General features: G+C 63.4%; 22 protein-coding genes. 13 read left to right on the top strand and 9 right to left on the bottom strand.

The features are described 5' to 3' along the window. Positions 1–45: 45 nt before the first annotated feature. From E0L37_RS10505 to E0L37_RS10475, 7 genes are all read left to right on the top strand, one after another. The gene (locus tag E0L37_RS10505) at positions 46–1140 is read left to right on the top strand and encodes an NADH:flavin oxidoreductase/NADH oxidase (protein ID WP_133491695.1); all 1095 of its coding nucleotides are present in this window, start codon (positions 46–48) and stop codon (positions 1138–1140) included. Between the two features lie 338 nt (positions 1141–1478). After that, positions 1479–2492: an isocitrate dehydrogenase gene (locus E0L37_RS10500; protein ID WP_133491694.1), complete on the top strand. Its 1014-nt coding sequence runs from the start codon at positions 1479–1481 to the stop codon at positions 2490–2492. A 356-nt stretch (positions 2493–2848) separates the two neighbouring features. Continuing rightward, positions 2849–3118 carry a YqjD family protein gene (locus E0L37_RS10495; RefSeq protein ID WP_133491693.1) on the top strand — a complete coding sequence of 90 codons (270 nt, stop codon included), beginning with the start codon at positions 2849–2851 and terminating at the stop codon, positions 3116–3118. Next, positions 3115–3600, top strand: a complete 486-nt coding sequence (locus E0L37_RS10490; protein ID WP_133491692.1) for a hypothetical protein — start codon at positions 3115–3117, stop codon at positions 3598–3600. Before E0L37_RS10495 ends, E0L37_RS10490 begins: the two co-directional genes overlap by 4 nt. Before the next feature lie 173 nt (positions 3601–3773). Next, positions 3774–4235: an OsmC family protein gene (locus tag E0L37_RS10485; protein WP_133491691.1), complete on the top strand. Its 462-nt coding sequence runs from the start codon at positions 3774–3776 to the stop codon at positions 4233–4235. 29 nt (positions 4236–4264) lie between these two features. Continuing rightward, positions 4265–5062: an enoyl-CoA hydratase gene (locus E0L37_RS10480; RefSeq protein ID WP_133491690.1), complete on the top strand. Its 798-nt coding sequence runs from the start codon at positions 4265–4267 to the stop codon at positions 5060–5062. Positions 5063–5066: 4 nt separating this feature from the next. Beyond that, positions 5067–6065, top strand: coding sequence for a LysR family transcriptional regulator (locus tag E0L37_RS10475; RefSeq protein WP_133491689.1), 999 nt, complete (start codon positions 5067–5069; stop codon positions 6063–6065). 82 nt (positions 6066–6147) lie between these two features. On the opposite strand, the gene E0L37_RS10470 is transcribed toward E0L37_RS10475, so the two are convergent. After that, positions 6148–7137 (bottom strand): aldo/keto reductase, encoded by a 990-nt coding sequence (locus tag E0L37_RS10470; RefSeq protein WP_133491688.1) that lies wholly within the window; start codon positions 7135–7137, stop codon positions 6148–6150. 136 nt (positions 7138–7273) lie between these two features. Here E0L37_RS10470 and E0L37_RS10465 point away from each other — a divergent pair, with 136 nt between their 5' ends. Beyond that, positions 7274–8188 carry a LysR family transcriptional regulator gene (locus tag E0L37_RS10465; protein WP_133491687.1) on the top strand — a complete coding sequence of 305 codons (915 nt, stop codon included), beginning with the start codon at positions 7274–7276 and terminating at the stop codon, positions 8186–8188. Positions 8189–8464: 276 nt separating this feature from the next. Here the strand turns inward: E0L37_RS10465 and E0L37_RS10460 are convergent, their stop codons facing one another. The 5 genes from E0L37_RS10460 to E0L37_RS10440 all read right to left on the bottom strand — a co-directional run bounded on the left by E0L37_RS10460 (position 8465) and on the right by E0L37_RS10440 (position 15392). After that, the gene (locus E0L37_RS10460) at positions 8465–10462 is read right to left on the bottom strand and encodes an acetoacetate--CoA ligase (RefSeq protein WP_133491686.1); all 1998 of its coding nucleotides are present in this window, start codon (positions 10460–10462) and stop codon (positions 8465–8467) included. Positions 10463–10587: 125 nt separating this feature from the next. Next, positions 10588–11958 carry a TRAP transporter large permease subunit gene (locus E0L37_RS10455; protein ID WP_133491685.1) on the bottom strand — a complete coding sequence of 457 codons (1371 nt, stop codon included), beginning with the start codon at positions 11956–11958 and terminating at the stop codon, positions 10588–10590. Between the two features lie 18 nt (positions 11959–11976). Next, entirely contained in the window at positions 11977–12585 is a 609-nt protein-coding gene (locus E0L37_RS10450) for a TRAP transporter small permease subunit (protein WP_133491684.1), read from the bottom strand. Positions 12586–12674: 89 nt separating this feature from the next. Then, positions 12675–13760: a TRAP transporter substrate-binding protein gene (locus E0L37_RS10445; RefSeq protein WP_133491683.1), complete on the bottom strand. Its 1086-nt coding sequence runs from the start codon at positions 13758–13760 to the stop codon at positions 12675–12677. Positions 13761–13979: 219 nt separating this feature from the next. After that, a complete protein-coding gene (locus tag E0L37_RS10440) occupies positions 13980–15392 on the bottom strand; it encodes a sigma-54-dependent Fis family transcriptional regulator (RefSeq protein WP_133491682.1) in 1413 nt (470 codons plus the stop codon). A 499-nt stretch (positions 15393–15891) separates the two neighbouring features. On the opposite strand from E0L37_RS10440, the gene E0L37_RS10435 reads away from it, so the two are divergent. Genes E0L37_RS10435 through E0L37_RS10420 form a run of 4 tightly spaced genes read left to right on the top strand, consistent with a single transcriptional unit; the run spans position 15892 to position 20112 of the window. Beyond that, the gene (locus E0L37_RS10435; RefSeq protein WP_133491681.1) at positions 15892–17433 is read left to right on the top strand and encodes an acetyl-CoA acetyltransferase; all 1542 of its coding nucleotides are present in this window, start codon (positions 15892–15894) and stop codon (positions 17431–17433) included. 36 nt (positions 17434–17469) lie between these two features. After that, positions 17470–18258: an enoyl-CoA hydratase-related protein gene (locus E0L37_RS10430; protein WP_133491680.1), complete on the top strand. Its 789-nt coding sequence runs from the start codon at positions 17470–17472 to the stop codon at positions 18256–18258. Between the two features lie 22 nt (positions 18259–18280). Further along, positions 18281–19459: a CaiB/BaiF CoA-transferase family protein gene (locus tag E0L37_RS10425; RefSeq protein ID WP_240687454.1), complete on the top strand. Its 1179-nt coding sequence runs from the start codon at positions 18281–18283 to the stop codon at positions 19457–19459. Then, positions 19456–20112: a glutathione S-transferase family protein gene (locus tag E0L37_RS10420; protein WP_133491679.1), complete on the top strand. Its 657-nt coding sequence runs from the start codon at positions 19456–19458 to the stop codon at positions 20110–20112. Before E0L37_RS10425 ends, E0L37_RS10420 begins: the two co-directional genes overlap by 4 nt. On the opposite strand, the gene E0L37_RS10415 is transcribed toward E0L37_RS10420, so the two are convergent. Beyond that, positions 20086–20442 carry a DUF6694 family lipoprotein gene (locus E0L37_RS10415; RefSeq protein ID WP_133491678.1) on the bottom strand — a complete coding sequence of 119 codons (357 nt, stop codon included), beginning with the start codon at positions 20440–20442 and terminating at the stop codon, positions 20086–20088. The two genes, E0L37_RS10420 and E0L37_RS10415, sit on opposite strands and share 27 nt — an antisense overlap. Before the next feature lie 168 nt (positions 20443–20610). On the opposite strand from E0L37_RS10415, the gene E0L37_RS10410 reads away from it, so the two are divergent. Next, complete coding sequence (locus E0L37_RS10410; protein ID WP_133491677.1) at positions 20611–21507, top strand: ATP-binding protein; 897 nt, start codon at positions 20611–20613, stop codon at positions 21505–21507. A gap of 130 nt (positions 21508–21637) precedes the next feature. Here E0L37_RS10410 and E0L37_RS10405 read toward each other — a convergent pair whose 3' ends face one another. Both E0L37_RS10405 and E0L37_RS10400 read right to left on the bottom strand, forming a co-directional pair. Continuing rightward, positions 21638–23716, bottom strand: coding sequence for an EAL domain-containing protein (locus E0L37_RS10405; RefSeq protein WP_133491676.1), 2079 nt, complete (start codon positions 23714–23716; stop codon positions 21638–21640). Positions 23717–23809: 93 nt separating this feature from the next. After that, positions 23810–24748, bottom strand: coding sequence for a hypothetical protein (locus E0L37_RS10400; RefSeq protein WP_133491675.1), 939 nt, complete (start codon positions 24746–24748; stop codon positions 23810–23812). Between the last annotated feature and the right edge of the window lie 74 nt (positions 24749–24822).

Here is a 24822-nt window from a genome sequence, read left to right as displayed (position 1 = left end):
GCCACGCCGCCCCTGCCCCGTCCCGTTTTGTTCCCGGAGAGGTTGATGAATCATCTGTTCACACCGCTTGGCCTGGGCCCTCTGACCCTGGACAACCGCATCATCATTGCGCCGATGTGCCAATACTCGGCGGAACACGGCAACGCCAGCAGCTGGCACACCATCCACCTGGGCACGCTGACGCAGTCCGGTGCCGGGCTATTGATTCTGGAAGCCACCGCGGTGCGACCGGAAGGGCGCATCAGCCCCGAGGATCTGGGGTTATGGAACGATGACAACGAGGCCGCACTGAAAACCGTGCTCGACCAGGTGCGTGCCTGGTCCACGATGCCGGTGGGTATTCAGTTGGCCCACGCCGGCCGCAAAGCGTCCACCCTGCGCCCCTGGCAAGGCGGTGCCCAGATCAAACCGGATCAGGACCACGGCTGGCGCACCCGCGCGCCTTCCGATCTGCCTTTCCAGGCCGGTGAAGAAGCGCCGGAGCCGCTCACCGAAGATGACATCGGCGAGTTGATCGAAGCGTTCGTCACCGCCGCCAAGCGGGCGCACCGTCTGGGTCTGGATCTGATCGAGATTCATGGCGCCCATGGCTACCTGCTGCACGAGTTCCTGTCGCCGCTCTCCAACCAGCGCCAGGACCGCTATGGCGGCAGCCTTGAGAACCGCATGCGGTTGCTGCTTGAGGTGTTCGAGGCGGTACGCGACGCGGTGCCGGAAATGGCCGTGGGGGTGCGGGTCTCCGCCACCGACTGGGCTGCGGACGGCTGGGACCTGGAGCAAACCGTGGCACTGGCCAAAGCCCTCAAAGCACGCGGCTGCCATTTCATCCATGTTTCCAGCGGTGGCCTGACACCGGCGCAGAAGATTCCCGTCGGCCCCGGCTATCAAACCGCCCTGGCCGCGCGCATCAAGGCTGAAAGCGGTTTGACCACCATCGCGGTGGGCCTGATCACCGAACCGGAACAGGCGGAAACGCTGCTGGCGTCCGGTCAGGCGGATGCCGTCGGCCTGGCCCGCGGCATCTTGTATAACCCGCGCTGGCCGTGGCACGCCGCCGCCCGTCTCGGCGCCACGGCCCAGGCCTCCCCGCAGTATCTGCGCAGCGAGCCTTACGGCGCGCGGGGATTGTTCAAACAGTAAACCGCCCCGGCCCGGTGCACACTCACCGGGCCACCCGCCGTGCCCGCCCCATTCCAGCGCCCCCGCCCTGCACCATTGTCCATGCTGACACGGTTTCGTCACGGCACGGAACTTGAATACACTAGGCGGTCCGCTTGCCGGCCCCCCGGCGGGCCTGCTTGAATCAGAACCATCCCGCCCCCATATAGGGCGCGAATTAAGCTTCCCGCCTATCGGCCCGGACAGCTCGGCCGGATACCCACCCCGGTGTCCGACCACGAAGGTCCTCCCACCCACAACGTGGCAATGGACCCACCACAACTTTTCTGCATTCCAAAAGACCAGAAGGAGAGGAAACCATGGCGGAAACACGCGTGACCATCATCCCGGGCGACGGCATCGGCCCGGACATCGTCGATGCCACCGTTCGAGTCCTGGATGCTCTGGACTGCGGCCTGGCCTATGACTACGCCATCGCCGGGCAAACCGCCCTGGACAAGGGCCTGGACCTGGTCCCCCAGGAAACCCTCGACATGATCGGCAAGAACCCGGTGGCACTGAAAGGGCCGATCACCACCCCGGTGGGCAAGGGGTTCCGCTCGGTCAACGTTACCCTGCGCAAATATTTCGACCTGTTCGCCAACGTCCGCCCCGCCCTCTCCATCCCCGGTGTCCGCTCCCGCTACGACAATGTCGATATCCTCACCGTGCGTGAAAACATCGAAGGCATTTACTCCGGTGAAGGCCAGATGGTCAGCGACGACGGCGAACGGGCCGAGTTGCGCAGCGTGATCACCCGCAAGGAATCCAAGCGTCTGATCCGCTTCGCTTACGAAGCCGCGCGCCGGCTGGGCCGCAAAAAAGTCACCGTGGTGCACAAAGCCAACATCATGAAGTCCACCTCCGGGCTGTTCCTGGATGTGGCACGCAGCGTGGCCAAGGAATACGACGATATCGAGCACGAGGAAATGATCGTCGACAACTGCGCCATGCAACTGGTGATGAACCCTCACCGTTTCGACGTCATCGTCACCACCAACCTGTTCGGTGACATTCTTTCCGATCTCTGCGCCGGCCTGGTGGGCGGCCTCGGACTGGCACCGGGCGCCAACGTCGGAGAAGACAAGGGCATCTTTGAAGCGGTGCACGGCAGCGCCCCGGACATCGCTGGCAAGGGGGTCGCCAACCCCACCGCGCTGATGCTCGGCGCCGCCATGATGCTCGACTATCTGGATCTCAACAGCGAGGCCGAACGCCTGCGCAATGCCCTGCGCACGGTGGTCGGCGAAGGGGACAAAGTCACCCCCGATCTGGGTGGACGCAGCAGCACCACGGAATTCACCGATGAGGTGATTCGCAAGCTGGCGCTGTAATAAGGGACTGTCTGCTTACACGGACCACGCCGGCACGCCAAATCCAAAGCCCGCTACGAAGCCGCTGTGGGAAGCTTGCTTGCAAGCGAATCTCTTGGGCCCGAAAGCCTATTCGCTTGCAAGGAAGCATTGCAGGACACCATAGAAGCTCCCACAGCGGCTTCGTAGTTCGGTTTGAGGGAAACGGTGAGGCAGCGGCTCACGACCCGCCATTCCCGGCCCGCTCGTGAGCCGGATCAAGAAACCCGATGGTTTTGCATTTTTAACGGCCTGCCCTCTAGGCGCCATGGCCATGTGCTCTATATGCTGAAGCTTCGTTGTTCATGTCGGAACACGGTAGATACCAAGGAGGCGTCATGAGCCAATCAGCGGAAACCGAAGCCCTGAAAAAAGACCTTGAGCAGTTGCGCCGGGACCTCAAAGCCCTGGCCGACGCAGTCAAGCAATCCACTCAGGAACACGCGCAGGAACATCTCAACAGCGCCCGCGAGACCTTCGAAGGTGCCCGCCAAAGCGCGTCCCGGCAAGCCGAGCATCTGGGAGAGGAGATCAAGGCCCGCCCTTTTACCAGCGTGCTCACGGCGTTCGGCGTGGGCCTGCTGCTCGGCAAGCTGTTCGGCCGTTGAGTGTAAAACTGCGCGGCAAGCTGGCCGGGCTGTTCGGTCTCAACGCAATCGTCTGGCTGATCACGCTGATCAGTCTGGCGGGGCTGTTGAGCCTGACAGCGGCGGCCTGGATCGCGCTGACGCCGCCATTGGGCGCGGCCCTGGCCGCGCTTATCAGCGGCGCCGGTTTGCTGGTGGTGGCCGGCGCGCTCGGCTACGGACTGGTTCGCGCCAATCGGCCCGCTCCGGCCCGCGATGAAGCGCCACCGCCGGCGCCAGGCCCGACGGAAAGCGTCCTGGAGTCCGGCCTGCGCCCCCTGGTGGGCGATCAAACTCTGGAGTGGGCGCGCCGCAATAGCGGACTGTTGATGATCGGCGCCTTCACCGCTGGCGTGGCGATCGCCGCCAGCCCCACTCTGCGCCGCGGCCTGACCCGGGTTGCCGGCCCGGTGGTGACACGCAAGGCCGTCGACACCTGGCGGGCTTTTAATCAGGAAGACTGACCCACGGCGCCAACCGCCTTCCAGGTTGGCGCCCCTCTTTTGACTTAGCCTGACTATGTCAAATCCCTAGAAAACATCGCTTTTCATTAAGCAGGGCTGATGCAATGGTAATGCTCACCGGGGCACCCCGGCCTGTTTCGAATCCAGCCCGATTTAACAAGAGAGCAAAGCCGATGTCAGAACACCATTCCGCCATTGCCTGGACTCGCGCCGCCCATCCGGACGGCGGCGGAAGCTACTCCCGCAACCATCTGGCCACCCTCAATGGCGACCAGACCATACGGGTCTCCGCCGCGGTGGACTATCAGGGCGACGCCAACTGCGCCGACCCGGAGCAGCTGCTGATCACCTCCGTGTCCAGTTGCTACATGCTGTTCTTCCTCGCCATCGCCGATGCCAAGGGTTACCAGGTGGAGAGCTACCGGGACACGCCGGTGGGCTTTCTGGAAAAGAACGAGGAAGGCCGACTGGCGGTGACCCGGGTGGAATTGCAACCCGCTATCGAGTTCGCCGGCGGCCAGACACCGGAACCGGCTGAGCTGCAACGCATTCACGCCGGCGCCCACCGCAATTGCTTTATCGGCAATTCGCTGAAAACCAAGGTGCGCCTGCGCACCCAGTCCGCGGCAGCCTGAGCGGATAACGCAAAACAAGGAGAATCGTGATGAGCGCGCAAGTCGATCTCAATGCCCCTCTGATACTGCGAGAAGACCAGGATGGCCTGGTCACTTTGACCCTGAACCGGCCCCGCCACTACAACGCCTTGTCCGAGGAGATGCTGGCGGCGCTGAAAACCGAACTGGATGCCCTGGCCAACGACGAGACCTTGCGCTGCGTGGTGTTGCGGGCGGCGGGCAAGGCGTTTTGCGCCGGCCATGACCTGCGTCAGATGCACGGGCATCTGGGCGAGCAGGACTACTACCAGCAATTGTTCGCCACCTGCAGTGGCGTGATGCAAAGCTTGTTGGCGGTACCGGTACCGGTGATCGCGGCCGTTCAGGGCGTGGCCACCGCTGCCGGCTGCCAACTGGTCGCCAGTTGCGATCTGGCGGTGGCCACGGACAGCGCCCGTTTCGCCGTATCCGGCATCAATGCCGGGCTATTCTGCTCCACGCCTTCGGTGGCGCTGTCCCGCAATGTCCCGGCCAAGCGTGCCTTCGAGATGCTGGTGACCGCGCGCTTCATCGACGCCGCCACCGCCGCCGACTGGGGATTGATCAATCAAGCCGTGCCAGAGGCGGAACTGGACGGCGCGGTAACCGCCCTGGCCGCGTCGATCATGGAAAAAAGCCCGGCGGCGATCCGCCATGGCAAGGCCATGTTCTACCGGCAACGGCAACTGCCCCTGGACGAGGCTTACCGTTTCGCCGGCGAGGTGATGGCCCGGAACATGATGGAAGCGGACGCCGCCGAAGGGATCGACGCCTTCCTCAACAAACGGTCGGCGCAATGGCAATACTAAACGGATGAACGAGCACACCCGGACCTCTTTGCCCGCCGGCTTCATGCGGCGCCTGCCACCACTGGTGGCGCTGGCCTATTTCGAGGTGGCGGCGCGCACCCGCAGTTTCGCCGCCGCCGCCAAGGAACTGAGTGTGACCCCGGCGGCGGTGAGTCATCAGATCAAAGCCCTGGAGGAACAACTCGGAGTGGCGCTGTTCATTCGCCACCATCGCCGGGTGACGCCGACGGCGACGGCCCTGAGCATCCTTCCCCGGTTACAGGACGGCTTCGCCGCGCTGGTCGATGCCGTCGATGAACTGCGCAGCCAGGGCGAGGCCCGGAACGTCATCACGGTGTGCGCCGAGCCGCTGTTCGCCACCAAATGGCTGGTGCCGCGCCTGCACCGCTTCTACGCCCGCCACCCGGAGGCGGAAGTGCGGCTGCAGGCCAGTCTGCATTCCGTGGATACCGCCCCCGGCGGACCGGTCACCGCGTCCGCCTTTTCCCGCGCCGGCATCGATCTGACCATCCGCTTCGGCTACGGCCAATATCCCGACATGCACAGTTCACCGCTGTTGGAAGTGGCCCTGGTACCGGTGGCCGCCCCCGGAGCGGGCCGGAACACCATCACCGAAGTACTCGATAACGGCGCCCTGCTTACCGACAATACCGCTGGCCGCTCCAACGAGCGGTTCGGCTGGCGCGAATGGTGCGAAGCGGCCGGCGAACCTTTTCCCGCCGACGCTCGCGAGCATCACTTTGGCAACGGCTTGCTGGCTCTGGAGGCCACCCTGACCGGCCAGGGCGCCTGGCTGGTCTGCCCCGAACTGGTGAAAACGGAGCTGGCCTCGGGCACCCTGCGCCGGTTGAGCGAAGTGGCGCTGCCCTGCCGATTCCATTACTTCATCGTCAGCCCGGAGCGCGCCTCCCCCCGGTCCATCGTCACCGACTTCCACGACTGGCTGCTGGATGAAGGCTGTCCGGCCAACGGACCAGAACCCGGAACCGCCTCGGCCCGCTAGGGCCTGCTCACACTACTTGCATCCCGCCTGGCTGGAAGCAAAAAGGGCAAGCAGGCGGGACGCAAGTAGTGTGAACAAGGCCCTAGTTCCCCACGGTGCGCATGCCTTCCTCGCCGTAACGTTGGCCAGCGGCACCGTGGCGGGGAAAGATCGCATCCAGTTGCGCCAGTTCGTCGTCGCTCAGCCGCACCTCCAGCGCCGCCAGATTCTCCCGCAGATAACGGCGGCGTTTGGTGCCGAACAGCGCGATCACATCCTCACCCCGGGCCAGTACCCAGGCCAGCGCCAGCTGCGATGGCAGCACCTGTTTCTGTTCCGCCAGCGCATGCACCTGATCCACCAGGTCCAGATTGCGTTGAAAATTCTCACCTTGGAAACGTGGGTTGTGGCGACGGAAATCCCCTTCCTCGAAATCCCCCGGCGAGCGGATCGCGCCGGTCAGGAATCCCCGGCCCAGCGGGCTGTAGGCGACGAAGCTGATGCCCAGCTCACGGCAGGTACCCAATACCCCGTCTTCCGGATCACGGGTCCATAGCGAGTATTCGCTCTGCAACGCGCTGATGGGGTGGACCGCCTGCGCCCGGCGCAGGGTTTCCGGCGCCGCCTCGCTCAATCCCAGGTAGCGGACCTTCCCTTCCCTCACCAGATCGGCCATGGCGCCAACGGTGTCCTCGATCGGCACTTGCGGATCCACCCGGTGCTGGTAATACAAGTCGATGGTGTCCACGCCCAGACGGCGCAGGCTGCCTTCCACGGACTGGCGCACGTAATCCGGGCGGCCATTGATACCACGGGCATGCGGATCCGAGGGATCGCGGACAATGCCGAATTTGGTGGCCAGAAAGGCCTGATCACGCTTGCCGGCGATGGCGCGCCCCACCAGTTCTTCATTGGTGTGCGGTCCATACATGTCGGCGGTATCGATCAGGGTGACGTTCTTCTCCAGAGCCGCGTGCAAGGTGGCCATGGATTCCCGGTCGTCCCGATCACCATAGAAGTCACTCATGCCCATGCAGCCCAGGCCCAGAGCCGAGACCAGCGGACCGTCCCGGCCCAGTCGTCGTTGTTGCATCTTCGAACTCCTCGACGGATAGGTTCTTTGCAATGAAAGAAAACAGACCGGCAAAGTGTGTTCGTTCAATCCTGGCCGATAAACAGGTATTCGTGATTAACTCTGTTCATCATTTCTGAACAGTGGCGATCGTCTCATGGACCGTCTGCGAGCCATGGAAATTTTTGTCCGGGTGGTGGAAGCCGGTAATTTCACCCGGGCCGCGGAAACCCTGTCACTGCCCAAAGCCACGGTAAGCACGGCGGTGCGGCAACTCGAAGACCATCTTGGTGTCCAGTTGCTGCACCGCACCACCCGGCGGGTGTCCCTGACTCTGGATGGGAGCGCTTACTACGAGCGCAGCCTTCACTTGCTGGAAGAACTGGCGGACACCGAGGCGCTGTTCACCGACGGCCACCGACCGGCCGGGCGGCTCCGTGTCAACATGCCGGCCCGGCCGGCACGGCTGGTGATCCTGCCCCGTTTGATGGCGTTTTCCGAGACTTATCCGGACATTCACCTGGAATTGGGCATCAACGACCGGCTGGTGGATTTGGTCCAGGAAGGCGTGGACTGCGCGCTGCGCGTAGGTGAGTTATCCGACTCCAGCCTGGTGGCCCGTCGTCTGGGCTACCTCACCGAGATCAGCTGCGCCTCGCCCACTTACCTGGCCCGGTACGGCACACCAGCAACCCCACAAGACCTTTCCCGTCACCAGGTGGTCAACTATCACTCCGGCCGCACCGGCCGGCCGCTGCCTTGGGAATACACCGAGCACGGCCGGGTCCACGAGTGCCAACCGGACGGGCGCCTGACCGTGGACAATTCAGAGGCTTACATCAGTGCCGCCCTGGCCGGCTTCGGCCTGGTGCAAGTGCCGCTGTACAGCGTCCGCCCCCATCTCGACAACGGCGAGCTGGTGGAAGTGCTGGCGGACTATCGGCCGGTGCCGAGCCCGGTGTCGGTGGTGTATGCGCACCACCGACACCGCTCATCCAAGGTCCGGGCTTTCGTCGACTGGCTGGAGCAGACACTGCGCGACCTTCCCGGTCTGGAGCGTCATCCTCGGTAACGACCAGGATGAATGCAGGCCGACATCGCGATCCGCTGGCCACTGTTTTCCCATGGTTTTTGGAATGGCGCCAGACGTCGGACGCTGACACGCCCGCACGCGGATTCGCTGGCAAGCTCGCTTCCCACAGCGACTTCGTAGGTCCCCCGTGGGAAGCGAGCTTGCTCGCGAATACAGTGCGGATTCATGTCTACAAGGCCGCGTAAGCGGGTCATGGGTTTGGCGTGTAAGCGTGTTGCGTGCAAGCGTGCCAGCGAGTTGTGGGACAGCAGCGGCTCACGAGCCGCGATCTTCCAGCAGGTTCGCCTGACGCAACCGGTCACGAATCCGATCCAGTGCCTCCGGGTTGGCCAGGGCATCGCGATTATTGCTACGGGCGGCACCGTTGAGCAGCGCGGCCACCGCCAGTTCCACCTTCTTACCGCTGCGGGTATAGGGAATATCCGGCACCGCGATAACGTGCTTGGGAACGTGACGCGGGCTGGCCCCCGTGCGTATCCTTGCCCGCAGACGCTGAATCAGTTCCTCGCTCAGTTCCCTGGCGTCATTCGCCACCACCAGCAGCACCACTTCCACATCACCGTCGATCTGACGCCCCACCACCAGACTGTCCTTGACCCGCCCCTCGGTTTCCACCTGACGATAGATCTCCGCGGTGCCGATACGCACACCACCGGGATTCAAAGTGGCATCGGAACGACCGTGAATCACCGCGCCGCCGTGTTCGGTAAAGTGAATGAAATCGCCGTGTGCCCAGACCCCGGGGAAGGTTTGGAAATAGGCGGCACGATAACGCTCGCCCCGCGGGTCACCCCAGAACGCCACCGGCATGGACGGCAACGGCTGTCGGCATACCAGCTCACCCCGACCTTCGCTGACCGGTTCGCCGTCGTCCCCGTAAGCCGCCGCGTCCACGCCCAGGAAACGGCACTGGATCTCCCCCCGGCGCACCGGCAACAGCGGCGTGGCGCCGACAAAACAGCCGCAGATATCGGTGCCGCCAGCGATGGAACCGAGCAGCACACCGGGCGCGCCATCGGCATAGACCCAGTCATAATCCTCCGGCAGCAACGGCGATCCGGTGGAGAACAACACGCGCAGAGCGGACAGGTCGAGCGTCCTCGCCGGCGCCAGCCCGGCCTTGCGGCATCCCGCCAGGAAGCGCGCACTGGTGCCAAAGTGAGTGACCCGTTCGTCCGCCACCCGGTGCCACAACATGTCCAGATCCGGATAACCGGGCGAGCCGTCCACGGTGATCACCGCCGCACCGGTAAGCAAAGCTGAAGCCTGCCAGTTCCACATCATCCAGCCGCACGTGGTGAAATAGAGGAAACGGTCCTCCGGCCCGACATCGCCGTGCAACATCAATTCCTTGGCATGGTTGACCAGTAACCCGGCGGCGCCATGGACGATGCACTTGGGTTTACCGGTGGTGCCGGAGGAGTAAAGGATGTACACCGGATGATCCGGCGGCAGCGGCGTGAACGATGGGGCCTGGCCTTCGCCCTCGGCCAGCGCCGCTGGCCAGGAGGTGACCAGATCACCGGCCACGGCCGGCTGATCCGGCAGTTGTTCGACGCTGACCACGCAACGCAAGCCCGGCAGTTCCCTGATCAACCCGGCGAAGTCCTCCTGACGCGGGAATACCTTGCCACCGTAGCCGTAACCGTTCACCACGATCAGGGCGGCGGGTTCAATCTGGCTAAAGCGATCCAGGATGGCGCCCGTGCCGAAGTCCGGGGAGGCGGAGCTCCAGATTGCCCCCAGGCTGGTGGCCGCCAGCATCCCCACCAGAGCTTCATAACCGTTGGTCACCACCGCGGCGACACGATCCCCCCGAACAATGCCCCGGGCACGAAGAAAGGCTTCCAGAGCCCCCACATCCGCCTTCAGTTGCGCATAACTCTTGCGCAATACCGGCCGGGTTTCGCAATAGGCCACCACCGCCTCACGGGCGGCGTGCTCTCCTTCCGCGAAACGCAGCAGATTGGCGGCGAAGTTCATGCGCATGCCGGGAAACCACTCGGCGCCGGGCATGCCATGACCTCCCAGCACCCTCTTGGCCGGCACCTCGCATATCAGCCCGCAATAGTCCCACAGCTGCCGCCAGAACGACTCCAATTCCTCAATCGACCACTGATGCAAGGCGTGATAGTCGGCAAAGGGGCCAAACCCCCGTGTTTCCAGCCATGTTTTGAAACGTCCCATCTGACAGTTGGCCAGGGTATCCGCCGAAGGGGACCAGACCATCGGGGAATATTCCATCTTGCTCATTCATTTCTCCTATTAAAAAACGTCATGCCGGACTCGATCCGGCATCTCCTTCCACGGAGCCACGCGCCCTGCGGAGGGAGAGCCCGGGTCAAGCCCGGGATGACGGGGTGTTTGTCAGAGGTGCCCTAAGGCCCGCCGTAGATTTCGTTGGGTAGCCAGGTGGCCAGCGGCTCGAACCAGAACACCAGCGCCAACCCCAGCAGTTGCAACAGAATGAACGGCAATACACCGAGATAGATATGGCGCGTGGTGATCCCCGGCGGGCACACGCCCTTGATATAGAACAGCGCGAAGCCCACCGGAGGGGTCAAAAACGAGGTCTGCAGACACAGCGCGAACAGAATGGCGAACCACACCGGCTCCACGCCCAGGGAGAACACCACCGGCGCCACCAGCGGCAGAATGATCAAGGTGATTTCCACCCAGTCCAGAAAAAAACCGAGCAGGAACGTGACCAGAAGAATGGTCAGCACAATACCGGTGGTGCCGAACGGCAAACCGGTGATCGCCGCGCGGATGACATCATCGCCGCCCAATCCGCGCAGCACCGCCGCGAACACCGTGGCGCCGATGAAGATGCCAAAAATAAACGCCGTGGTACGGCTGGTTTGATAGAGCGCGTCCCTGAGCACCGTCATATTCAGACGCCGGCTGAGCAACGCCATCAACAGAGCCCCCGCCGCGCCCACGCCAGACGCTTCCGTCGTGGTGGCGATACCAAAAAAGATCGAGCCCAGCACGGCAATAATCAGCGCCAGCGGCGGCACCACCGACAAGAACAGATCCCGGACCGCGCGCCCGTCCAGACGTTCCTGATGTTTCGGCGCTGGCGCCAGATCCTTCTTCAACCACGATGCGGTGATGATGTAGAGGATGTACATCGCCCCCAGCATCATGCCCGGGATCAAGGCCCCCATGAACAGTTTGCCGACGGAAGCCGCGGAGGTACCCAGGCGATCCGCCATCAACACCAGCATGATGCTCGGCGGCACCAGAATACCCAGGGTGCCCACCGAACAGGCGGTGCCCACGGCCAGCGATTTGTTGTACTGGGCCTGCATCATCGGTCCCAGCGACAACATGCCCAACAACACCACGGAAGCGCCGACGATGCCGGTGGACGCCGCCAGCAGAATGCCCACCACCACCACGGTGATCGCGTACCCGCCGCGCAACGGCCCGAGTACCCGTACCAGACTGTGCATCAGTTTCTCGGCGATGCCGGAGCGGTCCAGCATGATGCCCATGAAGATGAAAAGCGGTAGCGCCACCATCAGTTCATTGGCCACGATGCCGTATATGCGGGCATCCAGCACGCCGATGGTTCCGGCCCAGGTGAACCAGAGATCGGCGTCGAAATACTGAATCAATACACTGCCAATGACAGCGAACAACAGTCCCACGCCCGCCAGCGCCCAGGCCACGGGGAAGCCCAATAGCAGCAACCCCATGAAACTGGCGAACATGGCAATAACCAGAGTTTGTTCCAGACCCATAATAGTGGTGCCTCTCGATCAAGGGTGGGGATGAGCACCATCGTGTTCATCCGTGCCGGGCTGGATTTGACGAGGAAAACGGAACAGGAAAGTGGCGCAGCGCAATCCCCGGGAGAACAACGCCACGGCCACCAGCATCAACCCCAGAGGCAAAACGCTTTTGAAAATAAACCGGTGCGACAGCCCACTGGGGGCCTGGGAGCGCTCGCTGAAGGTGTAGGCCTTGTAGGCGTAGGGCACCAGCGCGTCGATCATCAAATAAAGAATCGGCAGGGCCAGCAGGACGATGGCCACCAGTTCGATCCACGCCTGGGCTTTCAGGGAAAATTTTTCCCGCAACACATCCACTCTGACGTGATCATCCCGCACCACGGCGTAGCCCAGGGTCAACATCATGGCGGCGCCGAATAAGTGCCAGGACAATTCTTCCAGGGCGATGGAGCCCTCATTCATCACGAAACGGCTGAACACATTGCTCAACACCACCGCCAGGACGGCCAGCCAGAGCCAGGAGCACAGACGCCCCACTCCGGCCACGAACGTATCCAGCCGCCAGGACAACCGGTTGTAAGGCAAGGCATTGGCCGCGGGAGTGGCGGCAGCGGGAGAAACGGGCTTGTCGGTCACGATCACCTCTGCATCGGATAGCAAATGACGTCGGCAGGCACCGGACAGTGCCTGCCCCGGGGTTATCCGGTTCGGGTCAGTGGTACTGCTCAGTCGTACTGATAGAAGTCCCGCGGCAGATACCCTTTGCTGTGCCAGATGGCGTGGTGCTTCATGAAATCACGTTGACTGGTGAGCACGCGCTTGAACATCGGGTCCTTGGCGGCCATGTCATCGAGCACCTTGTTGGTGACCTTTTCCAATTCGCGCAGCACCGGCTCCGGCAGGGTCTGGGCGGTTACGCCTTCCTTCTCGTATTCGCGCAGGGCGGAGGGCTGCGCCCATTCGCTCTGGGCAAACCCTTTAAGAACAGCGGATTCGCAGCCCATTTCAATCAAGGCGCGGCTTTCCGGCTTGAGCTTGTTCCAGGCGTCCTGGTTCACCAGCAAATGGGAGGTAGTGAGGGTCTGGTGCCAACCCGGCATTACGTAGTTCTTTATGATCTGATCCAGGCCCAGCATCTTGTCGATGGCGGGCTGGGAGAACTCAGTGGCGTCGATGGTCTTGCGTTCCAGCGACTGATACAGCTCGCCGCCCGGGATCATGGTGACCGAGGCCCCCAGTTCTTCCAGCACCTTGCCGCCGATACCGGCGAAGCGGATCCGCAGTCCGTCGATGTCCTTGAGTTCAGTGATCGGCTTGGCGAACCAGCCCGCGCCCTCGGGACCGATGATGCTGCACAGCATCGGGTGGATGTTGCGCTCGTCGTAAATTTCTTCCAGCAGCGCCTTGCCGTCACCTTCGTAATACCAGGCCAGATAGGCCGGCGGTTCCATATTGAACGGCGCTCCGGAGTACAGGGGCAGAGCCGGAATGGTGCCCTGATCGTAGCCGACCCAGGTGTAGCCCGCCGGGTACTTACCCTCGCTCACGGCGTCCATGATTTCAAATGGCGGCACCAGTTCGCCGGGCTCGTAGTAACGCAATTGAATGTCGCCGCCGGAAATCGCCTTCAGATTGTCAGAGAGGTGTTTGATCGGAGTGGTCAGGCCGACCAGGTGGGAAGGAAAAGCCAGTGGTACCTGCCAGCGTATTTTTTCCTCCGCCGCCACCTGACCGCTGATCAGACTTGCCGACATCAGAGCCGCGAAAGTGGCGCCACGTCCGAGATTCGAGAGCTGTTGCTTGATCGACATGGAGAGAATCCTTCTTGTTGTTGTGCGATTGTCTGGGTGGTTGTTCCCACCTTCCGCGCACACCAACTAGCAGGCACCGTGCCAGACAAAAAAACCTTTACAAAACAAAGAGATAGAGATTTCCAGTTGATCCTTCCAGGGAAAAATGTCCTGAAATCCGGACAAAGCCAGACAAACGTCGAACGAATCTGTCCTGAAAAAAGAACATCTGTCCTGATATCAGGACAGTTTGTTCAGCTTTTCATACAGGGCCGAGCGGGAAATCCCCAGCATCCGCGCCGCGCGGGAACGATTGCCACGACAGGCCACCAGCGCCGCTTCGATCGCCTGAAGTTCCGCCTCCGCCAGCACCTGGGCCAACGGACGGGCCGGATGCGCCGCCCCCACCAGTTGCAGGCGGCCGCTTTTGCGCGGCAACACCTTGAAGATGGCATCGGCGTCCAACAGGCCGGTTTCCTCGCCCATGGTCAGCCCCCGTTCAAGCACGTTTCGCAGCTCACGAACGTTCCCGGGCCAGTCATAACCGCTGAGAGCCGACACCGCGGCATCGGTGATCTCGGCACGCAGTTCCAGACCCGCCCCGATATCCTCCAGGATCGCTTCGCACAGCACGCCCAGATCGGGCAGGCGCTCCCGCAACGGCGGGATGGTGATCTCCAGCACATTGAGCCGGTAATACAGATCCGAGCGGAAGCGGCCCTCCGCCATCATGGTTTCCAGATTACGACTGGTGGCGGCGACGACCCGCACGTCCACTGGCGCCACCTTGTTGGACCCCAGAGGTTCAATCTCCCCTTCCTGCAGCGCCCGCAACAGCTTGGCCTGCAGCGCCAGCGGCATGTCACCCACCTCATCCAGAAACAGGGTGCCGCCATTGGCCAATTGGAATTTGCCGTCACGGGCGCGCCGGTCGGCACCGGTGTAGGCGCCGGGAGCCACGCCAAAGAACTCCGCCTCCAACAGATTTTCCGGTATCGCCGCCACATTGACGCCGACGAAGGGACGGCCCGCCCGGCGTGACAACGCGTGGATGGCCTGGGCCAGCACTTCCTTACCGGTGCCGGTTTCCCCCAGCAACAACACCGGCGTATCCCGACCCGCGGCCAGGCGGGCCCGGCGTTTGACCTCCAGGGCCGCCGGACTGGCGCCGACGAAATCCCCCAGGCTGTAACGGGTGCCCCGATTCTTCCTCGCCAACGCCTTGCGGGCGGCCACCAGATCCTGGTGCAGGCGGCGGTACTTGCTGACCAGCGGCGTCAGTGGCTGCAGGTCGTCGTACAACACAAACGCCACCGCGCCCATGACCCTGCCGCCGTCATCGAAGTAAGGCAGCCGCGTCACCACCAGTTGCTGGGACTCGTACTCCATGATGTCCAACAACAGAGGGCGGCCGGTTTCCACCACTTCCGGCATGCGCGTCATCGGGATCACCCGGCGCACCGGTTCACCGATCACCGCCGCCGGATCCTCGATCCCCAGCAACGAGGCATAGTTGGCATTGATCCAGGTAATCCGTGCCTGCCGATCCACCGCGATGCCCCCGGCGCTGGCCTGCTCGAACATGGGAAACAGAGCTTCGATCAGGTCGCGGGTCAGCCCGCTCTTATCGTTGTTGCTGAACAGCTGTGTCATGCAAATACCGCCGGAGACACTCATGGATGGACCCACGCCATCGCGGGGCTGCGGCAGGCGGGATTGCGGAAAGTATAGGGGGGCGGCATGAACAGGGTAAACGCCGACACAACCGGACGCAGCCGGATGAAAGGTCCGGTTTGGAGCAATTTCGTCTGAATCGACGAATATCCCCAATCCTCACTAAGGAACACTCAGGCATGGATTTCCTGGGGCTGTCACCAAAGCAACATTGAAAACCGCTCCCGGCCACTGCCGGCCCATAACTTTGGACGGCTTTGGCGTTTGAGCGCTGAATCCATGGCGGTAGCTCGTCTATTGGTTTTGGAGATATGAACTCACGCTGCAATCGCTGCCAAGGCCGCTTCCCACCGCGGCTCCGTAGCTCCCGCGGTGGGAAGCGGCCTTGGCAGCGATTGGCGTGTACGCAGGGCTGGCCCCAACCGTGGGACAGCAGTGGCTCCCAGCGATTTTTATGTATCAGAACAAAGGATTCTACATGAGCAGTCCCGACCCGCGCTGTCTTCCCGTCCTTGTGGGCGTGGGTGAAGTGCTTGATCGTCCCCGTCATCTGGAACGGGGACTCGAGCCGCTGGCGTTAATGGAACACGCCTTGCGCCAGGCGGAACAGGACAGTGGCGCGCCCCTGCTGGATCAGCTTGATTCGGTGGATATCGTCTATCAATTGTCCTGGCCCTACCCCGACACCGAAGAGCAACTCCGCCAACGGTTGGGACACCACCCATGGCGGGTGGAACTCGGCCCCATGGGTGGGGAGTCGCCGTTGCGCTACCTTCACCAGGCCGCACTCGCCATCGCACGGGGCGAATACCGGGTGGCGGCGGTGGTCGGCGCCGAATCCCGGCATACCACGGAACGGGCGGCGAAACAGAATCTGGATCTGCCCTGGCCACCGCGTGATCCTGCGCCGAAGGTACGGCGCGGCAAGGACATTCTGCATCCGCTGTCGCTCAAGCACGGCATTCTGATGCCGCCCACGGTGTACCCATTTTACGAAAACGCTCTGCCTCACCGCTATGGCCAGACGCCCCGCGCGGCCATGGAGGAGTCCGGCCGTCTGTGGGCGCGAATGGCCCGCATCGCGGCGAACAATCCCCATACCTGGTCCGAACGCACGCCGAGCGCCGAGGAGATCATTACCCCGACAGCGGAAAACCGGGCAGTGGCCTGGCCGTACACCAAATGGCAGGTGGCCAATCCGATGGTCAATCAGGGCGCCGCCCTGCTGCTGACCAGCGCCGCCGTGGCCGCGGAAATGGGCATTCCCGAGAAACGCTGGATCCACTTGTGGGGCGGAGCGGCGGCGGTGGAGCCGGAGGATTATTTGCAACGGGATCAGTTCCACCGCTCCCACGCCCAGGACACCGTGCTGGAAACCGTGCTGCGGTGGGCCGGCGGCGACGTTGGCGGCTTCCGCCATCTGGAGCTGTACAGCTGCTTTCCCTGCGTGCCCAAAATGGCCCGCCGCACGCTCGGTCTGGACGAGGATTTCCAGCCCAGCGTGACCGGCGGCCTGAGCTTCTTCGGCGCGCCGATGAACAACTACATGACTCATGCCGCCGCCGCCATGGTGCGCCGCCTGCGTGACAGTGCCCCGGGCGAGGGGTTGCTCTATGGCCAGGGGGAATATGTCACCAAACACCATGCCGTGGTGCTTTCCAACCGGCCGCCACCGGCACCGCTGGCCGAGGACTACAGCGTCCAGGCGCAAGCCGATGCCCGCCGCGGACCGGTGCCGCCCCTGCGGGAACGCTATCAGGGCCCGGCCACGCTGGAGACGTTCACCGCGCTATTCAACCGTGCCGGCGAGGTGGATTACGCCGTGGTGCTGGCGCTGACACCGGCCGGCGAGCGTTTGATGGCCCGGGTTCCGGGCACCGACCGCGCCACCCTGGAAGCCCTGCTCGACCCGGAAAACAGCCCCATTGGCCTGGCCGGGGAGGCCATGCCGGGAGAAGGCGGCCTTCTGAACTTCCGCGTGACCTCGCAGCGGACGACCAACACCAGAGAGGCTGTATAGCCGCCAACCCCCAAGACCTGGATGAGAAACACACACATGACGGATAACACCAATAACGCCGTAACCCTGGAACGCCTGGGTGATCACATTGCCCTGGTCACGCTCAATCGCCCGCAAGCCCGCAACGCCGTCAACGGTGACGTGGCCCAAGGGCTGGAAGCCGCGGTCAAAGCCACCGAAGCGGACAACGACATCCGTGCCGTGATCCTGCAAGGCAGCGGCGACAAGGTGTTCTGCGCCGGCGCCGACCTCAAGGAAATCTCCGCCGGCAACGCCCATCGGCTGGTTACCCGGGAAGGCGGTTTCGCCGGATTTGTGCATGCGCCACGCCGCAAGGTGTGGATCGCCGCGCTCAATGGTCTGGCCCTGGCCGGCGGCCTGGAAATCGCTCTGACCTGTGACCTGCGCGTGGCGTCCCCCAGGGTGGCGTTCGGTTTGCCGGAGGTGAAACGCGGGCTGGTAGCGCTGGCCGGCGGTCTTTACCGCCTGCCCCGTAATCTGCCCCGGGCCATCGCTCTGGAACTGATCGCCACCGGCAACACGCTGGACGCCCAGCGCGCCTATGACTTCGGCCTGGTAAACCGGCTGGTAGAAGCGGATCGGGTTCTCGACACCGCCCGGGAACTGGCCGAAACCATCGCCGCCAACGCGCCGATCGCGGTGCAGGAAAGCCTGGTCATCGCCCGCCTTACCCACGACCTGGACGAGGCCGCCCTGATCGCCGCCGGCGACAAGGCCCGCGATTATCTGGTGACCACCGAGGACTACAAGGAAGGGCCGCGCGCGTTCATCGAGAAACGGGAACCGGTCTGGAGCGGCCGCTGATCGCCCACTCTTCGGGAGATTCATGATGTCCCAGAGCATGCTCGAGGGCATACGCATCATCGACATGACAACGATGATCTTCGGCCCTTATTGCACCCAGATGCTGGCCGATCTCGGCGCCGACGTGATCAAGGTCGAGGCGCCCGCCGGCGACCTCATGCGCATCGCCGGCAATCCGGCGAAAACACCGGGCATGGGGCCGGCGTTCGTGACCACCAATCGCGGCAAGCGGTCGGTGGTGCTGGATCTGAAACAGGAACGGGACCGGCGGGCGCTGGCGGCCCTGCTGGGTGACGCCGATGTTTTTATTCACAACGTGCGTGCCGATGCCATCGCCCGACTCGGTTTCGACTACCCCAGCGTCAAGGCGCTGCGCCCGAACATCATCTACGCTCACTGTGTCGGCTTCGGCTCCGGCGGTCCCTATGCCGGCCTGCAGGCTTACGACGACGTGATCCAGGCCGCCAGCGGCATGACCGATCTGGTCGGCCGCTACGACGGCGATGGCGGCCAGCCCCGCTATGTGCCTTCGGTGATCGCCGACAAGGTGGGCGCCTTGTACGCCAGCCAGGCGGTGCTGGCGGCGGTGGTGCACCGGCTGCGCAGCGGCGAAGGCCAGCAGGTGGAGATCCCCATGTTCGAGGCCTTCACCCAGTTTCTGTTCCAGGAACACTTGTTCGGCCACGCGTTCGAGCCGCCCACCAGCGAGGACGCCGGTTACTTCCGACAGCTGGACCCGCACCGCAATCCCTTTCCCACCGCCGACGGCCACATCAGCATCGTCCCCCACAACGATCATTGCTGGCTGACGCTGCTCGACCTGCTCGGCTGCCCCGAGCTCACCGAACGGCCGGAATTCAGCAGCCAGCCCGAGCGCCGCGCCAATATTTCCCTGCTTTACAAGGAAATGGCGCAACGCACGCCGCAAAAAACCACCGCCGAGTGGATGACACTGTGCCGGGCGTCGTCGATTCCGGCCATGCCGGTGTGCGCCTTCGACCGCGTGTTGCAAGACCCGCACTTGTGGGCCACCGGCCTGTTCCAGCGCCGCCATCACCCCAGCGAAGGGGATTACGTGGAAATGCCGCTGCCCACTCGCTTCAGCGCGCGGGCGCCACAACCGGCCCGGCCGGCACCACACCTGGGTCAGCACACCGATGAAGTGCTGGCCGAATATAAAATCACGGAGCCCCCGCGATGATCACACTGTACCACTGCCACAACGCCCGCTCGTTCCGCTGCCTGTGGGCCCTGGAAGCGCTTGAATTACCCTACCAACTCAACATGATGCCGTTCCCGCCGCGTGTTGAATGCCCGGATTACTTGCAGCAAAACCCGCTGGGCACCATTCCGCTGCTGGTGGACGGCGACACCCGCATGACCGAATCCTCGGGCATTGTTCATTATCTGGTAAGCCGCTATGGACCGGATTCGTCACTGGCACTGTCGGCGGACCATCCCGAATACGGCGCCTGGATCAACGGGTTGTACTTTGGCGAAGCCACCCTGACTTTCCCGCAGACACTGGTACTGCGCTACACCCAACTGGAACCGGAAGAACGGCGACTGCCGCGAGTGGCGGAGGATTATACGCGCTGGTTTCTATCGCGTTTGAAAGGTGTGGAGAGGGCTCTGAGCGACCGCGACTGGCTGTGCGCCGGCCGCTTCACCGCCGCCGATATTTCCGTGGCCTATGCACTGCTGCTGGCGCAGCGACTCGACCTGTCCCAGTACTTTCCGCCACGCGTCAGCGCCTATTGGCAACGGGCTCAGCAGGAGCCCGCCTACCTGCGGGCCCAGCGCTCCCAGGACCGGCATCAGCCATCCTCAGCCGCCGTTAATCCGCTGGTGTAGTTCGCGCCCGGCCGCCAGCACCTGCTCGGCGGTCATGCCCTGCAATCGTTGTGGGGCCACATCCATAATAAGCTTCACCGACTGGTCGAACTCAATGCGTCGTTCTTCCGGCAGTGACGAGCGGACCCGGCCCAGGGATTCTTGCAGGGAAACCTCGGTGCGGGTATCCAGCACCGGCGCGCTCCGGCCGGAAGAGCCGGCCTGATCCGCACTGGCGGCGTTATCGGAGGCCACATCCGCCGAAGCATCCGCGGATGGATTATCGGACGGGCCACAGCCCGTTACCAGCGCCACCACGATCATGGCGGCGGGTAGTTTCCAGATCGACATGTTGTTCCTTAGCTACTTCCGCACGATTGTCGAACCGGCTCAGAATAGCGCCGGCGGAGAGGTTTGTCTGTCGTATTCGCGCTAGTATTAGGCGGTTTTCAGGTAACCGCACCAGATCAGGTTGCGCCATCATAGGAGTTTCATCCTAGCCCCATTGACGGAGTCATCATGTCTCAGGATTCACCCTCATCCAACGAGGCGCTGCTGGCCGCTTTGCATCACCAGCTCGAGCGCATCGCCAACGCTCTGGAAACCGCCACCGGCACCGCTCCGGTGTCCTTCCCCGAAGAGGCGTCGGCCTATCGCTGGGAACGCCGTCAGGGGCCGTTCGGCGGCGGCCGCCTGGTTGCGATCGAGAATCCCGCGTTGATCCGCTTCGACGATCTGCGCAACGTCGACCGCCAGCGACAGGCGATCGAACGCAACACGCGGCAATTCGTCACCGGCCGCCCCGCCAACAACGTTCTTCTCACTGGCGCCCGGGGTACCGGCAAGTCATCACTGGTGAAGGCCTGCCTGCAAGCCTTCCAGGATGAAGGACTGCGTCTGATCGAAATCGACAAGGAAGATCTCGCCGACCTGCGCCAGGTGGTCGCCCTGATCCGCCAACGCCCGGAACGCTTCATTCTGTTTTGCGACGATCTCTCGTTCGAGGAAGGAGAAGGCGGTTACAAGGCGCTGAAAACCGCCCTGGACGGTTCGCTGACCGGCGCCGCCGCCAACATGCTGATTTATGCCACGTCCAACCGCCGTCATTTACTGCCGGAGAAGATGAGCGAGAACCTGGAGGCCCGTCCTGGCGAAAACGGCGAGATCCATCCCGGTGACACCACCGAGGAAAAGGTGTCGCTGTCGGAGCGGTTCGGCCTGTGGCTGAGTTTCTATCCTTTTACCCAGGACGATTACCTGCACGCCGTGGACCAGTGGCTTCACTATTTTGGTTTCAACGATGCGGAAGCGGCGGCGTTGCGCGACGAGGCGGTGCTGTGGTCCCGTACCCGCGGCGCCCGCTCCGGACGCATCGCCTGGCAATTCGCCCGCGACCAGGCCGGGCGGCGGGGCTGATCGCCCGTGGACATTGATACCCCACAGTTGGAAGAACAGCCCTGGACGCAAAACTGTTCGCCGGCAAGCCAGCTTCCCACAGCCGCTTCGTAGCCCCCTGTGAGAAGCTGGCTTGCTAGCGAATACCGCGTCACTCCTCCTCGGCTTCCGTCACCAGCAACGCCTCCGTGGGCGCCTGCAGGTAGTAACCCTGCAGGTAATCCACCCCGCCCAGAGTCCATAGCGCCTGCATCTGCGCGGCGGATTCAACGAATCCGACCACCGTGCGGCACCCCTGCTCGCCGGCCCGTTTGACCAGATCGGCGAAACGGTCGCGGCTTTCCGGTTTGCCCAGTTCCTGGGTGAACGACCCCTCGAACTTGACCATGCTGGCGGGTAAATGCTCAAGCAATTTGAACGGGTCCAGACTGCCACCAAACCGGCTGATCGACAGACCACAGCCCAGTTTGCGAAGGTCCCGGCCAAACGCCGCCGCCTGCTTCAAGTGATTCACCGCATCCCCCTCGGTGAGCTGGAAGGTCACCTGGGCCGGGCGTAACCGCGCCGCGCGCAAGGCTTTGGCCAACCAGTCCACCAAACCGGCTTCGCCCACCGAGAAGCCACTGAGGTTGATCAACAGCCCCGGTACCCGCGATTGTGTCGCGGCGGCGCGCATGGCGTTCAGTATGATCCAACGATCCACCCGTCCGGCCATGCCCATTTCCGCGGCCACCGGCATGAACTCGGCGGCGGCCAGAGGCTCCCCCTGGCGTTGCGGCATCTGCACGAACACCTCGAACAGCTGCTCACGATCATCGTTCAGGTTCATCAGAGGTTGATAGCGCAGTTGGAACCCGTTGTGCTCCAACGCTTCGCGCAGACTCAGCACGATCGCCTCCCGAGACCCGGAAGCGACGTCGTCCATGGGATCGTGCACCTTCACCGCGTTACCCTTGCCGCCGTTTTCGCGCTGGGCCTGATGGCAGCATTTCAAGGCCAGTGTCAGGATCGAGTGACTGCTGCGGGCATCCTCGCGGGCGAAAGCCAGCCCGACACTGGCACTGATATGAACGGTACGGGAAGCCACTTCCGGCATCAGTCCGGCGATGCCGGTGCACAGCGACTCCGCCATGGCACGCGCCTCATCGATGTCGTTGACCGGCCGCAGCACGGCAAAGTCCTCACCATCCATGCGCGCCAGCTTGGCGTCGGCGCAATGCCGGCGCAGCCAGTCCGCCACCGCCCGCAACACCTGATCCGCGTTCTCCACGCCCAGAGCGGATTGGTGCTGCTCGAAGTCATCCACCCGCAAATACAGCACCGCCGCCAGTTGCCCCTGGCGGACCGCCTCCGCCACCGCCTGGTCCAACTGCTCCATGAACCAGGAACGGCTGTACAAGCCGGTGACCTGGTCGGTCTGCACGATCTCATCCAACCGCGCCTGAATCGCGTTTTCATCCACCTCGCTGACGCGAATCACGATCTGGGTACAGGTCTCGCCGTCATAGGTACTGGGGGAGAACACGAAGGTCGCGTCGAACTCCTCGCCGTCGGTACGCAGCCCCCGGCATTGCAGTTCGTCGGTCTGACTGGCGTCGGCGGCGCGGCCACGCAGCAACTGCTTCAGACGGGCGTGGTCGCTGGCGGAGATCAGATCCATGATCGGCACGCCGGCCAGATCGTCCGCGCTCTGATAGCCGAACATCGAGACATAGTTGTCATTGGCGTGAATATGCATGCCGTCGAGGACATAGGCAATGGCGTCCCGGCTCTGGTCCATCAGCAACGCCAGCCGCTTTTCCGCCTCGTGGCGAATGATCTCCGAGTGTTGCAATTCCCGGCGCAGACGCAGGAACTCGATCATCCGGTCCACCATCAACATCAGCAGTTCGCGATCGTCCACCGGCACCACCGCCCGGGCGCCCGCCATCATGGCGGTACGCACCCGGTCCGCCGAGTAGTCATCGCACAGCAGCACCACCGGCAAGGCCCGCCCCAGGCGATTGATGTGCTCCAGCGCCCGCTCAAAGCTGCCGTCGCCAAAACGGGGCCGGCACAGCATCAACTCCCAGGTGCCGCCCTTCAGGGCCTGGGCCAGATCTTCATCGTTCAGGGCCAGATGGGCCCGGGTAGCACGCCCGGCATTGCGCAGGGCGTTCATCAGTTGTTCCGCGTCGTCCTGGGAATCGTGCGCGATCAGCAGGCGAAGGGTATCGAGAGCGTAACTCATCGGCGCATTCACTCATCCATTATTCGTAGATGAACTATTGTGCCTGACCCTTTCGGGTTCTCCAAAACGATCCTTCGATCGTGTGAAAAAGGATCAACCGCAATCCTGCGCGGAGGGTCTGGACACCGGCCCCGGTTCCCAGGCCCAGCGCAAATGGTCGTGCAAACGCCGCGCTTCGTCACCGCCGCGCCGGGTCAGCGCCGCCGCCAGCGGCCGGGGGTCGAAATAACGCGTGTTGAAGCCGCCACCGGAATCGGCGCGGGAAGGCGGCCGGTCGGAATCCAGCTCCACCCGGAACAAGGCCCGTCCTTCCAGCGGCTCCAGGGTCAGCCAGCGCGCCCATTGCGCGGCCGCCCGATACAACGCCAGCACGGCGGGTCGCGACAAGGCCCCCGGTTGAGCGCTGGCCAGCAGCACCAGACGGCCGTAGGTCACCGCCACCGTGGTTTCCCGCCCCGGCCAGTCCACGTCATCCACCGCCATGGCCTCCAGCTCTTGGTGCTCGGCTACCGCGTAGAGCCGGTGCAGACGCCGCCACAATCCCGGCTCCGGGGGACGGTGCAGCAGCAAATACAGCAACAGACCGTGCCCCAGTTGCTCCAGGGTCCGTTGCAGCGCCACGGCCGCGGCCTGACGCGATGGCAACCCACGCCCCGCCAACACCGAACGTGCCACGCCCTGATACCCCAGCGCCAGGCGATCATGCAGGCGTACCCCCAGATACAACACTTCCAAATCGGTGCCGCGCGGAGACAACGGTAAATTGAGTAAGTCACCGTCCAGAGCCTGACGGCATTGCCGGACTCGTGGCCGGCACAATTCCAGCAGGGTCATCCGCAAGGGGGACTCCGCCCGCAGGCGGCAAAGATCAGAGAGCACCGCGGCCAAAAGCTCCACGCTTTCCAGCGGGTCCTCCATGGGTAACTTCGCCAGCCAGGCGGCCAGACGGCGGGGGCGGTGATTGGCGAACGGCAAGCGATCCAGGTCCGGCGCGCGTTCCTCGGCCGGTATGGTCCAGATGACCTCATCCATGACGGTGCTTCCCCAACAATTCGAGGCCCTTGATTCAGGGCCTCTTGATTCGAGCTTTACGGCGTAACCCAACA

This window comes from Alcanivorax sp. 24 (assembly GCF_004360225.1).
Taxonomy (GTDB): Bacteria; Pseudomonadota; Gammaproteobacteria; order Pseudomonadales; family Alcanivoracaceae; genus Alloalcanivorax; species Alloalcanivorax xiamenensis.
This window is presented reverse-complemented; position numbering and strand designations above follow the sequence as displayed.